The sequence below is a fragment of the Streptomyces finlayi genome (assembly GCF_014216315.1).
GTDB lineage: Bacteria > Actinomycetota > Actinomycetes > Streptomycetales > Streptomycetaceae > Streptomyces > Streptomyces finlayi_A.
Genome location: NZ_CP045702.1, coordinates 1,883,254 through 1,896,673, shown reverse-complemented (window position 1 = coordinate 1,896,673; position 13,420 = coordinate 1,883,254). Strand labels below are relative to the sequence as shown.

General features: G+C 70.9%; 11 protein-coding genes. 9 read left to right on the top strand and 2 right to left on the bottom strand.

Annotation, left to right across the window (positions count from 1 at the left end; all coding sequences use genetic code 11):
* Nucleotides 1–101: 101 nt before the first annotated feature.
* The gene (gene gabT, locus F0344_RS08530) at nucleotides 102–1,442 is read right to left on the bottom strand and encodes a 4-aminobutyrate--2-oxoglutarate transaminase (protein ID WP_185298207.1); all 1,341 of its coding nucleotides are present in this window, start codon (nucleotides 1,440–1,442) and stop codon (nucleotides 102–104) included.
* A gap of 244 nt (nucleotides 1,443–1,686) precedes the next feature.
* Between gabT and F0344_RS08525 the strand changes: the two genes are divergently transcribed.
* The 4 genes from F0344_RS08525 (at nucleotide 1,687) to cutA (ending at nucleotide 8,343) form a co-directional block, all read left to right on the top strand.
* Entirely contained in the window at nucleotides 1,687–4,128 is a 2,442-nt protein-coding gene (locus F0344_RS08525; RefSeq protein WP_185298206.1) for an ATP/GTP-binding protein, read from the top strand.
* Between the two features lie 115 nt (nucleotides 4,129–4,243).
* Nucleotides 4,244–5,851: a PucR family transcriptional regulator gene (locus F0344_RS08520; protein WP_185298205.1), complete on the top strand. Its 1,608-nt coding sequence runs from the start codon at nucleotides 4,244–4,246 to the stop codon at nucleotides 5,849–5,851.
* Nucleotides 5,852–5,982: 131 nt separating this feature from the next.
* On the top strand, nucleotides 5,983–7,428 hold the full coding sequence (locus tag F0344_RS08515; protein ID WP_185298204.1) for an aldehyde dehydrogenase family protein: 1,446 nt from the start codon (nucleotides 5,983–5,985) through the stop codon (nucleotides 7,426–7,428).
* 591 nt (nucleotides 7,429–8,019) lie between these two features.
* Nucleotides 8,020–8,343, top strand: coding sequence for a divalent-cation tolerance protein CutA (gene cutA / locus F0344_RS08510; protein WP_185298203.1), 324 nt, complete (start codon nucleotides 8,020–8,022; stop codon nucleotides 8,341–8,343).
* Here the strand turns inward: cutA and F0344_RS08505 are convergent.
* Complete coding sequence (locus F0344_RS08505; RefSeq protein ID WP_185298202.1) at nucleotides 8,340–9,644, bottom strand: helix-turn-helix domain-containing protein; 1,305 nt, start codon at nucleotides 9,642–9,644, stop codon at nucleotides 8,340–8,342. The genes cutA and F0344_RS08505 overlap by 4 nt on opposite strands.
* Before the next feature lie 436 nt (nucleotides 9,645–10,080).
* Between F0344_RS08505 and F0344_RS08500 the strand changes: the two genes are divergently transcribed.
* Genes F0344_RS08500 through F0344_RS08480 form a run of 5 tightly spaced genes read left to right on the top strand, consistent with a single transcriptional unit; the run spans nucleotide 10,081 to nucleotide 13,291 of the window.
* Nucleotides 10,081–10,236: a hypothetical protein gene (locus F0344_RS08500; RefSeq protein ID WP_185303032.1), complete on the top strand. Its 156-nt coding sequence runs from the start codon at nucleotides 10,081–10,083 to the stop codon at nucleotides 10,234–10,236.
* A 44-nt stretch (nucleotides 10,237–10,280) separates the two neighbouring features.
* Entirely contained in the window at nucleotides 10,281–11,339 is a 1,059-nt protein-coding gene (locus F0344_RS08495; RefSeq protein ID WP_258049771.1) for a radical SAM protein, read from the top strand.
* Complete coding sequence (locus tag F0344_RS08490) at nucleotides 11,336–11,971, top strand: dTMP kinase (RefSeq protein WP_185298201.1); 636 nt, start codon at nucleotides 11,336–11,338, stop codon at nucleotides 11,969–11,971. Before F0344_RS08495 ends, F0344_RS08490 begins: the two co-directional genes overlap by 4 nt.
* Nucleotides 11,964–12,473 carry a hypothetical protein gene (locus tag F0344_RS08485; RefSeq protein WP_185298200.1) on the top strand — a complete coding sequence of 170 codons (510 nt, stop codon included), beginning with the start codon at nucleotides 11,964–11,966 and terminating at the stop codon, nucleotides 12,471–12,473. Before F0344_RS08490 ends, F0344_RS08485 begins: the two co-directional genes overlap by 8 nt.
* Entirely contained in the window at nucleotides 12,470–13,291 is an 822-nt protein-coding gene (locus F0344_RS08480; protein ID WP_185298199.1) for an STM4013/SEN3800 family hydrolase, read from the top strand. The genes F0344_RS08485 and F0344_RS08480 overlap by 4 nt, the downstream gene beginning before the upstream one ends.
* Nucleotides 13,292–13,420: the final 129 nt, after the last annotated feature.

The window sequence follows — 13,420 nt, the reverse complement described above, 5'->3', positions numbered from 1 at the left end:
GATCCCGCCATCGGCCCCCCACACGTTCTTCACAGGCCCACACGCGGGCCCTGCTTTCGCCGCGTGTTCCCCTTCCGGCGTTCGGCGGGGATTCGCACGGATCAAACCGTGGCGAAAGCCTGCTCGATGATGTCGAGGCCCTCGTTCAGCAGGTTCTCGCCGATGACGAGCGGGGGCAGGAAGCGCAGGACGTTGCCGTACGTGCCACAGGTGAGGACCAGCAGACCCTCGGCGTGGCAGGCCTTGGCGAGGCCCGCGGCGGCTTCCGGGTTCGGGTCCTTCGTGCCGGACCGGACCAGCTCGATCGCGATCATCGCGCCGCGGCCGCGGATGTCACCGATGATGTCGCCGTTGGGGAGCTTGGACCGCATCTCGGCGAGGCGGCCCTTCATGACCTCCTCGATGCGCTTGGCCTTGGCGTTCAGGTCCAGCTCGCGCATCGTCTCGATGGAGCCCAGCGCACCCGCGCAGGCCACCGGGTTTCCGCCGTACGTGCCGCCGAGGCCGCCCGCGTGCGCGGCGTCCATGATCTCGGCGCGGCCCGTCACGGCGGAGAGCGGCAGACCGCCCGCGATGCCCTTGGCGGTGGTGATCAGGTCGGGGACGATGCCCTCGTCCTCACAGGCGAACCACTGGCCGGTGCGGCAGAAGCCGGACTGGATCTCGTCCGCGACGAAGACGATGCCGTTGTCCTTGGCGAACTGGGCGATCGCCGGGAGGAAGCCCTTGGCCGGCTCGATGAAGCCGCCCTCGCCGAGGACCGGCTCGATGATGATGGCGGCGACGTTCTCCGCGCCGATCTGCTTGGTGATCTCGTCGATGGCCTGCGCGGACGCCTCGGCACCGGCGTTCTCGGCACCGGTCGGCCAGCGGTAGCCGTACGCCACCGGCACGCGGTAGACCTCGGGCGCGAACGGGCCGAAGCCCTGCTTGTACGGCATGTTCTTCGCCGTCAGCGCCATCGTGAGGTTGGTCCGGCCGTGGTAGCCGTGGTCGAAGACGACGACCGCGGTGCGCTTGGTGTAGGCGCGGGCGATCTTCACGGCGTTCTCGACGGCCTCGGCGCCCGAGTTGAACAGCGCCGACTTCTTCGCGTGGTCGCCCGGGGTCAGCTCGGCCAGCTGCTCACAGACCTCGACGTACCCCTCGTACGGCGTGACCATGAAACAGGTGTGGGTGAAGTCGGCGAGCTGGGCGGTCGCGCGGCGTACGACGGCCTCGGCGGAGGCGCCCACCGACGTCACGGCGATACCGGAGCCGAAGTCGATCAGACGGTTGCCGTCCACGTCCTCGATGATCCCGCCACCGGCGCGGGCCGTGAACACCGGCAGAGTGGAGCCCACCCCCGCGGCGACAGCCGCGACACGGCGGGCCTGGAGCTCGACCGACTTCGGGCCGGGAATGGCGGTGACGAGGCTGCGCTCCTGCGGGACTGCGCTCATGAGGGGCTCCTGGGGGGTGTTTCGTACGCTTCTCTTTTTGCAGGCTAGGGGCGGCGAGCGCCGAGGGTCATGCGCCGATCGGGAGTGATGGGGGCGTGTCCTTGTCCCTTCCGGACAGATGGGCGACAGGACGGCGGGGTTTTCGGCAGGGGACCGGCTCGGGCGCCTGGCTGAACTCCTTGTGCGGGCGCACTAGATTGACCGGGGCAGCGGACGGACCAGGCCGGTCAGGGGGCAGCGGTTCATGGACACCGAAGGCACGTACGGCGCACGGGACACACGGGCGAATCAGGTGCCCCGTCCCGCCACGCCCCCACCCACGGCGCCCCCACCCACGGCGCCCCCGCACGCGGGACCCCCGTCGGCCGCGCCGCCCCGGCCACCGGCAGGCCCCCCGCCCGGGCCGCCCCGCCCGGACCGTGCACCGGTCGTGGGCCCGCGGCTGGACGAGTGGCTGCGCACCCCGCGCCTCCCGCAGGAGCCCGGTGTCTGGAGGTACGGCCACACGCCCCGGCCGCCCGAGAAGCCCGAGGGGGTCTCCGACCGTTCCCTGGTGGTCGGCACGGTGATCGCCGTGCTGTGCGGAGTGCTCGTCTGGTCCCTGTGGCGCAACGGGTACATCCCGTACCGGCTGGTCCCGCTGAAGATCTTCACCCCGCGCGAGTGGTGGTACGTCGGCTCTGCCGGCGGCCCGCGGACCGTGGAGGGCGTCGACGCCCTGACGGTCTACGAGGCCGTCCTGTTCGGGCTGCTCGTGTACGGCTGCGGGCGCCTGGGCAACTGGGCGGAACTCTTCCGGCGGCACGTCACCGGGCGCGGACAGCCCTTCCTGGGAGGGGCCACCCTTGCGATGGCCGGCCTGGCGCAGCTCCTCGTCTGGCAGGACGCCGTGCCGCTCGTCAGGCCCGTCCTGGTTCTGGTCGCCTCCGTCGCGGGCGGTGAGGTCTTCCAGAGCCAGAGCGTCGTGAACGTGGTCTACGCGCTGATCACCGCCGCGGTGCTGTACCCGTTCGCCCGCCTGGGCCGCTGGCGGGAACTCCTCGCCACCCTTCGCGAGGGCCGGTCCGGCCAGGACGGCGCTCCCGCGGCCGAACCGGCGGCGGACACGGCGGCGGACACGGCCGCCGACCGGTGGCCCGAGCTGCGCGCGGCCGCGCAGACGGACGCCGCGGAGACGCTCACGGCAGAGGTGCGCGCCGGCCGTATGAACGACGTGGACTGCGCACGGCTGCGCCACGCCTGGACCGTCGCCCGCGCGCACCCCGAGCTCCTCGCCGGATTCACCGACGCCGTCCTGCGTGCCGGGGGCGCCGCAGCCCTGCACCCCTCCGGCTACCGTGACCTGCCGCTCCGTACCGCCCGGCACGATGTCCTGACCGGGCAGGTGCGCATCGGCGGGTGCGCCGACGACGCCCACAATCCGTACGGGCGCCGGGGCTCGGGCGTCGCCCTGGAACCCATGACGCTGGGCACCTCCCTGCTGGCGGTGGGACCGCCGGGCTCGGGCAAGTCGGCCTCACTCGTACGGCCCGTCGTCGAGTCCCTCGCACTCCGGGCGCTCGCCGGGCAGGCAGCCGTACTCGCGGTGGGCGCAGGCGGAGCCGCGTTCGGCCCCGACGAGGCGTACGACGTCGTCGTACGGATCGGCGACCCCCGGTCCCTCCACGACTTCGACCTGTTCGGGGGGACGACCGATCCCGACGAGGCCGCCGGGGTACTTGCCGAAGGGCTCATCGGCGACGTGCCAACGGCGGACAGCCGGCGCGCTGCCACGGTGCTGGCCCAGCTGCTCGGCCCCTTCCACACCGTCCACGGCCGTTTCCCCCGCGTCCCCGAACTCCGGGAACTGCTCGACGGTGCCCCGGACGCACTCGCCGGGCTGCGAGGGGCGCTGGAGGCGGGCGGCCACGGGGCCATGCTGCGTGAGCTGGAGGTCAGGACCCGGCAGGCGGGCGGCGCCGGGGACCCAGGGGCTGTGCTCGCCGACCGGATCGCGCTGCTCGACCGGCCCGCGTTCGCCGGATTCTTCACCACCGGGGAAGACGCCCGGCCCTTCTCGCTGCGGTCCCTGGGACAGCTCCCGCTGCGGGTCCGTATCGATCTGCCGGAGCGCACCCACGCGGAGGCCTCGCGGCTCCTCGCCCGGCTGATTCTCGCCCAGTTCACGGCCGTGGCCGCGGCGCGCGGCGACCGTTCCCTCTTCGTCTGCCTGGTCCTGGACGACGCGACGCACACCGTGACACCCGAGACCGTTCGCGGCGTCCGGCGGCTGCGCTCCGTCAACGCCGGCGCCGTCCTCGTACTGCGTACCGTCGACGACGTTCCCGAGGGGCTGCACACCGCGCTGCTGGGCGCCGTCGGCTGCCGCATGGCGTTCTCCGGCGTGACCACCTGGGACGGCAAGCGGTTCGCGGAGGTCTGGGGCAAGGAATGGGTGTCGACGCGGGAGGTCGCCCAGCACACGGTCTTCGCCGACCAGCCCTTCACCCGGGCCCTGCACGCCCTGCGCAAGCTGGTGACCGGCAAGGCGGTGACGACGGACGCCGTGACCGTCCGCCAGGTCGAGCGGGAACGCTGGTCGGCCTCCGAACTGGCGTACTCCGTTCCCGCCGGGCACGCCGTCCTCTCGCTGACGACCGTGGACGGTGAGCACGTGCCACCGCTCCTGGTCGACCTCAGCGGCTGAGCCGCCCTACCGGCTGGTAGGGCGGTGAGCGGCTCCATGGACTCTGCCGCCCTGGCAGAATCGAAGGAGCCGTTCGTACGGGACGGCGAAATCTATCCAGAGGTTTTGCCGTCCCATGCCCCCCACACTCGCCTCGCTCGTCCAGCACTCGGCGCTCAAGCTCACGGTCCGCGCGGGGGCCGACCGCCTGGACACCCCCGTGCGCTGGGCGCACGCCAGTGAGCTCACCGACCCGGTGCCCTACATGGAGGGCGGGGAGCTCCTACTCGTCACCGCCACCAACCTCGACGCCGAGGACGGTGCGGCGATGCTCCGGTACGTCCGGCGGCTGGCCGCCGCCGGAGTCGCGGGGCTCGGGTTCGCCGTCGGCGTGAACTACGACGAGGTCCCGCAGGCCCTCGTCGACGCCGCGGACGAGGCCGGGCTCCCGCTCCTGGAAGTTCCGCGCCGCACCCCGTTCCTCGCCATCAGCAAGGCCGTGTCCGCGGCCATCGCCGCCGACCAGTACCGCGCCGTCACGGCCGGCTTCGAGGCCCAGCGCGAGCTGACCAAGGCCGCCGTCGCCGGCGACGGGCCCGGTGAGCTCCTCGCCCGCCTCGCCGCCCACGTCGACGGCTGGGCCGCCCTGTACGACACCTCCGGCGCCGTCGTGGCCGCCGCGCCCGACTGGGCCGCCAGACGGGCCGCCCGCCTCACCCCCGATGTGGAGCGCCTCCGGGACCGCCCCGCCCCCGCCAGCGTCGTCGTCGGCGACACCGACGACCGGGTCGAGCTCCAGTCCCTGGGCACCGGCCGCCGGGTCCGCGGGGCCCTGGCCGTCGGTACGGGCGCGGCCCTCGGAACCGCCGAGCGGTACGCCGTGCACTCCGCGGTCGCCCTCCTCACGCTCACCACCGCTCGCTCCCGCTCGCTCCAGGGCGCCGAGCAGCGACTCGGCGCCGCCGTCCTGCGCATGCTGCTCGCCGGACAGTCGGACCACGCCCGGGCCGTCGCCGGAGACCTGTACGGCGAACTGCTCGACGCCCCCTTCCGGCTGCTGATCGCGGAAGCGGCACCGGGGTCCACCCCCGAACTCCTCGCCGAGACCATGGAGGCCGCCGCGGCCCGCGCCGGAGAGGCGCTGCTGATGGTGCCCGAAGGCGAACGGATCGTCGTGCTCGCCGCCGACGGGGGAGCGGCGGTCACCGCCTGTGGCGGATACGCCGAGACCCAGGACGACCGCCCGGCCCGCGAACCTGGCACCGAGGACGGCGAGGTCGTCGTCGGCCTCTCCGCGCCCTCCGGACCGATCGCCGTCTCCGCCGCGTACAAACAGGCCGAGCAGGCGCTCTCGGTGGCCCGCCGGCGCGGCAGGGCCCTCGTCGAGCACCAGGAACTGGCCGCGGGCTCCGTGCTCCCGCTGCTCGCCGACGACGCCGTACGGGCCTTCGCCGACGGGATGCTCCGTGCCCTGTACGAGCACGACGCCAAGGGGCGCGGTGATCTCGTCGCCTCTCTGCGTGCCTGGCTCTCCCGGCACGGCCAGTGGGACGCGGCCGCCGCCGACCTGGGCGTGCACCGCCACACCCTGCGCTACCGGATGCGCCGCGTGGAGGAGATCCTCGGCCGGTCGCTGGACGATCCGGACGTCCGGATGGAGCTCTGGCTGGCGCTGAAGGTCACGACGGCCGCAGCGTCCGGCACCCCCGGCACCCCCGGCACCCCCGGCACCCCCGGGGCTTGATCCCCGACAAAGCGGAGCATCGGCCGGCCCCTGTGCTCCACGCCGGACAAACGTCATCCAGGCCCGGCCGCCCTACGGTGGGGGAGCAGCACACCCACGAGCTCCACGACCTCCGAAGGGCCGGACCCGCCATGACTTCCACCCACGCCTTCTGGCTGGCCGGCCGCCAGGCCACCGGCGAGGACAGCTTCGACGTCACCAACCCCTGGGACGGCCGTCTCGTCGGCACGGTCAGCGTGCCGACCGCCGCGCAGACCGAAGAAGCCGTCGCCGCCGCGCACGCCGTCCGCGAGGAGTTCGCCGCGACCCCGGCACACGTCCGGGCCGCCGCGCTCGACCACGTCGTGCGCCGCCTCGTGGAGCGCACCGAGGAGATCGCCCAGCTGATCTCCGCCGAGAACGGCAAGCCCATCAAGTGGGCCCGCGGTGAGGTCGGCCGCGCCGTCTCCGTCTTCCGCTTCGCCTCCGAGGAGGCCCGCCGCTTCAACGGCGGCGACGCCCAGCGCCTGGACACCGACGCCGGCGGCACCGGCCGCCTCGGGCTCACCCGGCGCTTCCCGAAGGGCACCGTCCTCGGTATCTCGCCCTTCAACTTCCCGCTCAACCTGAGCGCGCACAAGGTCGCCCCGGCCATCGCCGTCGGCGCCCCGATCATCCTCAAGCCCGCCCCGGCGACCCCGATCTCCTCGCTGATCCTGGGCGAGCTGCTGGCCGAGACCGACCTCCCGGCCGGTTCCTGGTCCGTGCTGACGGTCCCCAACGACCGCATGCCGGCCCTCGTCCAGGACGAGCGGCTGCCCGTGATCTCCTTCACCGGTTCCGGCCCGGTCGGCTACTCGATCATGGACTCGGTGCCGCGCAAGCACTGCACCCTGGAGCTCGGCGGCAACGGAGCGGCGGTCGTCCTCGGCGACTGGGCATCCGAGGAGGACCTGGACTGGGCCGCGACCCGCATCGCGACCTTCTCCAACTACCAGGGCGGCCAGTCCTGCATCTCGGTGCAGCGCGTCATCGCGGACGCCTCGGTCTACGACCGTCTCGTCCCGAAGATCGTCTCGGCCGTCGAGGCCCTGGTCACCGGTGACCCGTCCGACGCCACCACCGACGTCGGCCCGCTGGTCAGTGAGGACGCCGCCAAGCGCGTCGAGTCCTGGGTCGACGAGGCCGTCGAGGCCGGCGCCGCACTCCTGACCGGCGGCAAGCGCGACGGTGCGACGTACGCCCCGACCGTGCTCACCGAGCTCCCGGACAACGTCACGCTCTGCGGCGAAGAGGTCTTCGGCCCGGTCCTGTCCGTGCAGAAGGTGAACGGCGAGGCGGAGGCGTTCGCCGCCGTCAACTCCTCCAAGTACGGCCTCCAGGCTGGTGTCTTCACCCACGATCTGCAGACCGCCTTCCGCGCCCACCGCGCCCTGGAGGTGGGCGGCGTGATCATCGGCGACGTCCCCTCCTACCGCGCGGACCAGATGCCGTACGGCGGTGCCAAGCAGTCCGGCGTCGGCCGCGAGGGCGTGCGCTACGCGATGGACGACTACACCTACGAGCGCGTCCTCGTCCTCACCGGCCTCGCCCTGTAGGACCCCCCGAACGGCCGCCTGCCTTCCGCCCGGACAGCGATCGCAGCAGGCGGCACGGCGAACGGCCGCAGCCCGCTGTGCGGGGGCTGCAGGGGGTCATCGTCTGCGATCACCTGGCGACTCGCTTCGTCCTGGACGGCACTCGGCCGCACATCATCCGACCCCGCAGGGCGAAGGCGCTGCGGTTCGAGGTCCGTGGTCGGGTTGTCTACGCGGCGTACGTCCGGCACCCGGGCACGCGGGCGAACGATCTCCTCGCCAGGGCGCTACGGATGGGGTGCTGACGTCAGGCGGCGGGGGCGCCGCCGAGCTCGTTGCGGGCTTTGCGCGCGAACTCTCTGCGTGCCCGCTCCAACTCGGCGGACCACTTCCGTAGTTGCTCTGGAGGCGAGGACGTCCGCCAAAGCTCATATCCAGCAGAACGGCCTTGTCCCTCGTGCTGAGTTCAGGAGCTGTGCTGCCAGGACCCGACGAAGGTGCCCCGCTCATTACGGGCGGGCGTTTTCGTGTTTGCGTGGTCAAGGCCCCCAGGGCCGGTCGCGCTCTCGGGCGTGCTGCCGGGCGTGAGGCTGTGTGGTTAGGCTCCCGCCCATGACTGACTACGTGCAGGTATCCACGGCTACAAGAACCCGAGAGCAGGCCGTTGCCCTTGCTGCGGGGGCAGTTCAGTATCGGCTCGCGGCAGGCGCCCAGATTATTGGGCCGGTCACCAGCGTGTTCTGGCACTTGGGCGAGTACGGCACCGGCGAGGAGTGGCAGCTCCTCCTCAAGACGTCGAAGGTCCGCTACCCGGAGCTTGAGGCGCACCTCCTGGAGCATCACCCGTGGGACAACCCGGAGCTGTGCGCCGTACCGATCGTGTTGGGGGCCGAACGGTCGTTGCAGTGGATCGGCGACTCTGTGGCAGGGGACTAGCTGGCGGCCAGCTCCAGGACGTCACGGACGATTTGCAGTTCCGCGTGGGGGCGTAGGTATTCGAGGAGCGGGACGAGGCGCTGCCGCGGCCGGATGGATGCGACGTCCATGGAGAGTTCGAGGGCGCGCCCGACCGTTGCGGCTGCCTGCTCGACCTCACCAGCGGTGAGGTAGGCGTCGGCGAGCCAGGACAGGTACAGGGCCTTGTCCCGTGCGTGGTCGTCGGAATACCGGTCCAGGGCGCGGGAGAGGACCGGCACGGCACGCAAGGGGCGGCGCAGCGCCGTCCAGCAGCGGCCGGTCATGATGTCGAGTTCCGTGTTGTCGACCCAGACGGACCAGTCCGGCTGCGGCTCGCCGGCGCGTGGATCGGCGAGAGCTTCGCAGGCGAGGGTCAGGGCCTTCTCGGTGGCCTTCGCCTGGCCGTCGACGGCGCACGCCCAGGCGAGACGTTCGTACAGGAGTGCTTGGACGGTGGACGGCGTACGGGCGGTGATGGTCGCGCAGGAGTCGACCGCGAAACCCACCGCGGTACGCCGGTCATCTGCGAGAGCCTCGTACGCGAGGAACGCCAAGGAGTTGCCGTACAGGTCGACGTCCCCGGCCTCGCGGGCGTACGTGCGGCTCTCTTCGTACAGGGCCACGGCGTCGCGCGGGCGGCCACCGTCGAACGCCGCCCAGCCCGCTTGCTGTGCTTGCTCGGCGAGGAGCGCGGTCAGCCGGCGTCGCGCCCCAACAGTGAACGAGGCGCTTCGCAGGTCACTCTTCGTGCGCTGCACTTCGCCGAGGTACACGCGGTACGTGTCGCCACCGCCGAGGACTTCGTCCAGGCGCCGGAGGCGGGCGGTGCGTTCACGGAGCCGGTCCACGTAGGTGTCGGTGATGCGGAGTGGCGGGGCTGTTTGGTGGAGGGTGGGGAGGGCGGCGGCAAGGCCGGTTGCTGCCTGGAGGATTGCTCGGCGACGCACGTGTGGTCCGTTCTCTGCGCTGGGACTTCCAGCAGGAGCGTCGGCCACCTCCCATGGGCGGGCGGTGAGGCCGACCACGCACCCCGGGACTCGTAAGGCATCGGCGATCTGCGCGATCTTCTCGAACGTGGTGATCCGACCTTGGCCGCGCGCGAGCGTCCCGACTCGCTCGGGCTTGATGTCGCATTCGGCCGCGATCTTCGAGTAGCTGATCCCTGCTCGTTCGCGCGCAATCCGGAACACCACTCCGAAGTCGTGCGCCATGAGCGCACGTTGTACCTCGTCGTCGTCCAGGAGGTCACGCGGCAGGGCCGTAGACGGCTTGTAGGTCATGCGGTGCTTCATCCTGCTGACGCGAGTCTGCGCGGCGGCGGTTCAGGGCGTCTACCCATCATGGGGATACCGCTCGCCGGGACGCGGGGGTATCGCAGGAATACCACTCTCGACGTTGAAGGCCCCGGGAGTAATGCTGTCCGCATACCCGGGGCGACGACTGTTGAGGAGTCGCCGTGATCGAGCGTGGTCCTGCCACGAGGCTTCCACCCCGGCTGGCCGCGGCCCGTGCGGCATTTGTGCGCTCCCCCGGGCACGAGAACGGCCGGGGTGGGTCCACCACTGTCTCCGGGGCTTGCCTCTCGGCCGCCGAGGAGAAGCCCCGTGCGTGAGCGCACCCACCAGATCGTCTACGTCTTGACCCTTTTCGGGCTGATCGGCGCCCTGGCCCTCGGCATCCTCCGTGGGTAGCCGACCCGTGGAAGCGACTTGGGTCGTGGGTTTGTGCTGGCGCTGCGACGACGCCGACGTGGCGGTGATGTGGCTCGGCCCCGTACAGAGGCAGGACCACGGGCACGCCCCGATGCATGCCTGCGAGCCGTGCGTCCAGCGGCTGGAGGTCCTGGTCCGCGAGTACAACGCGCAGCGCTGAGCGCCCGCAAACACCCGCCCGAACACAGCCGAAGGCGGGGCCGAGTGGCCCTGGCCGCCAACACCATCGGAGGCAACGTGTCCCACGTCGCACCACCACCGATCACAGAGGCTGTTGACTGGACAGCACTGCGGAACTTCGCGACGCTGCGCGGTCAGCTGCGTGTTTCACTGACACCGCGCTGCAACATCAAGTGCTGGTTCTGTCACAACGAGGGTGACGTCCCTCCGCCCTTCACCCACCTGAACAGGGAAGCGCAGCCACGAGCCCGTGAGCTGGCAGCCGACCACTACCTGGGACTGATCGCCGGCCTGGTCGATTCCGGGCTCAAGCGCGTGTACTTCACCGGCGGTGAACCGCTGGCGTCACCGCTGGCGCGGCCAGTCCTCACTCAGCTGTCGGCGCCCGGCCCCGACACCTCGTACACCCTCATCACCAACGGCACGCTGGTGCGCACTCACCAGGAGTGGCTGGCCCAGACGCCGCTGGACAAAGTGAAGGTGAGCCTTCACTACTTCTCCGACGAGACGCTGCGCGCGATCGCGCATACCCGCATCGGGATCGCGACCATCCTGGACGGCATTGAGGCCGCCCGGGAGATCTTCGACCGAGTCGAGCTGAACACGCTCCTCCAGCGTGAGAACGAGCACGAGGTCCGGGCCATCCTGGACTACGCACTCGATCACCGGATGCCGGTGCAGTTCATCGAGCTGGTGGACACGGACTTCAACGGCGACCGCCAGAGCTCCGCTGTGTCCGCGCAGGGCATCATCGATCAGCTGCGGACGCTGACCGACAGCGAGAGCGTGGAGATCGTCGGCGTCGGTCAGGGGCGCCGCGTGTTCCGTGTCGACGGAATCGAAATCGACGTCATCCAGAAGGGCTTGGGGCGACACCACGTCGGGCAGTGCGGGCCGTGCCCCCAGCGAGCGAACTGCGTTGAAGGGTTCTGGGCTCTGCGCCTGGACCACGCTGGCGGGATTCAGCCGTGCCTGCTGCGCGACGATCTACGCCTGGACGTCCTGCCGCTACTGTCCGATCCGGAGACCATCCCGGCTGCCGTAGCGGCGCACATGACTGCCTTCACTGAGGGGACCCTATGAGTCTGCTGTCCGGCCCGTACACGCCCGCAGATGTGGAACGGCAGGGCCCGTTCGTTGTGATCGAGGGGGTGTCTGGCGTGGGTAAGTCCACGCTGACGCGGGCTGTCGCCGAGCAGCTCGGCGCCGTGACCCTGCACACCCTGCCGGAGCCGATGACCCGGCTGTCGTCGGCGGTCAACCGGGAGGCCAGGGCGCTCCCGCAGTTCGCGTTCTACCTCTCCGGAGCCCTGCACGCCTCCGACGTGATCTCGGAGGGCCTGGCCAAGGGCCCGGTCGTCGCTGACCGGTACCTGTCCTCGGTCATCGCCTGCCACGCCGCCGTCAACGGTGTCCCCGTCGAGGCGGTGCGCCGCCTGGTCGCCCCGTTCGCCTCGTACTTCACCGTCCCGGATCACACGTTCTACCTCCTGTGCTCCGAGAAGACCTTGAGGGCCCGGATGAAGAACAAGTCGGACCTGAAAGAGGACGACACCGCACTGTTCGACGTCCCCGGCCGCCTGTCCACGCTCCTGAGGAACTTCGCCGCCGTGGCCGCCGAGGACCCGACCGGCGTCGTCCTGGACACCGATGACCAGACGCCCGAAGAGCTGGCCGCCACCATCGTGACCACCCTGGAGATCAGTCGTGCTTAATCCGATCAGGACTGCCGCCGTTATCCGTGATGGCCGTGCATCTGGTGCGTTCCCCGGCGAGATCCACGAGGGGGTGTCTTGGTGGGTCGCCTCTTGCTTCGTCGTCGTCAGCAAGACCAGCCGGCTCGTCCTCGCGCACGACGGTGAGGCGACGAGCTTGGAGTTCGCCGACGGCTTTCAGCGGGGCGCGATGAATGCCCAGCACTGGGCGTGTGAGGTGTCGAACCTGGGGGCGGCGGACGAACGGACACTGCTGCGGGTCGCGGCCGGCCTCGGCGGTGTGCCGGCTGCGCTGATCGCGACGGCCCAAGGCGACGTCGGCGGCGAGACGGTCACCATCAGTCTGTTCGGATCGGACGGTCAGTCGGTTGAAGAGGATCACCTGGCCGAGATCCGCGAAATGATCGAGACCGACAACGTGCCGATCCCTGTCAACGAAGGCGCCAAGGGCCGCGTCGTGGACCGGCGGGACCTGGTGGCGGTGCAGGACGCCGCGGCATGATCTATGTCCGGGAAGTCGTCGGCCAGGGCCACGGCATCGCATTCGTGACGCTGGACTCCTTGCGGTACGACGTGGCCCGTGCCACCACCGCGGCGGGCGGCACGCCTCGCCTAGCCAACTGGTTGCCGGGAGAGCATTGGGAGGACCGAAGGACACCGGGCACCTTCACCTTGCCTGCGCACATGGCGTTCTTCTCAGGGTTCCTGCCGAAGCTCCCACAGCCCGTACAGCCGCCGCGGCTGTGGGAGTGCCGACCGCCAGCCTTCAAGACACCGCACCCCTCGACGTTCGTCTTCGATGCCCCGGACCTGCTGACCGGGCTGACGCAGCACGGATACCGGACGGCCTGCGTGGGAGGCGTCACCTATTTCTCACGTGAGACTCCGCTCGGGTCCGTCCTGCCGAACATGTTCCAAGAGGACTACTGGCGACCGGAGTTCTGCTCCCCGGACCCGGATTCCACACGACACCAGGTCGACAAGGCGCTCGATGTAGCGGATCGGCACAGCGGGCGACCACTGTTCCTGTTCGTCAACGTGAGCGCGACGCATGTCCCACACGGGCATTACCTCGGCCAGAGCACGGATTCGTGGGAGTCGCAGGCTGCTGCCCTGCGGTACGCAGACGAGCACCTCGGCCGACTCATGGAGGGGCTGGCCCAGCGCGGGCCGTGGTTGGTCATCCTGTGCGCCGACCACGGCGACGCCTTCGGGGATGACGGGTACCACGGTCGGGGGATTGCCCACCCGGCAGTGTGGTCAGTCCCTTACGCGGTCATGAGCATTGGTGGCGCGGCCAGCGACGTCCAGTCGTACTAGTGCCGCCTCGGCCCGGCAGAGGTCCGTGCGATCGGTCCGTGGGAGCTCCCTTGCGGGCGGCACCCACTCGGGTCCTCCGAAGGGAAGTGGGTCCCGGAGCGCTGAGGGGACAGGACACCCGTGAACCGC

Bases quoted from the DNA above. Each gene is read 5' to 3' on its own strand.
- cutA (WP_185298203.1), top strand. From the start codon at position 8,020: ATGACTGACTACGTGCAGGTATCCACGGCTACAAGAACCCGAGAGCAG.
- F0344_RS08490 (WP_185298201.1), top strand. From the start codon at position 11,336: ATGAGTCTGCTGTCCGGCCCGTACACGCCCGCAGATGTGGAACGGCAG.
- F0344_RS08480 (WP_185298199.1), top strand. From the start codon at position 12,470: ATGATCTATGTCCGGGAAGTCGTCGGCCAGGGCCACGGCATCGCATTC.
- F0344_RS08515 (WP_185298204.1), top strand. From the start codon at position 5,983: ATGACTTCCACCCACGCCTTCTGGCTGGCCGGCCGCCAGGCCACCGGC.
- F0344_RS08525 (WP_185298206.1), top strand. From the start codon at position 1,687: ATGGACACCGAAGGCACGTACGGCGCACGGGACACACGGGCGAATCAG.
- gabT (WP_185298207.1), bottom strand. From the start codon at position 1,442: ATGAGCGCAGTCCCGCAGGAGCGCAGCCTCGTCACCGCCATTCCCGGC.
- F0344_RS08505 (WP_185298202.1), bottom strand. From the start codon at position 9,644: ATGACCTACAAGCCGTCTACGGCCCTGCCGCGTGACCTCCTGGACGAC.
- F0344_RS08520 (WP_185298205.1), top strand. From the start codon at position 4,244: ATGCCCCCCACACTCGCCTCGCTCGTCCAGCACTCGGCGCTCAAGCTC.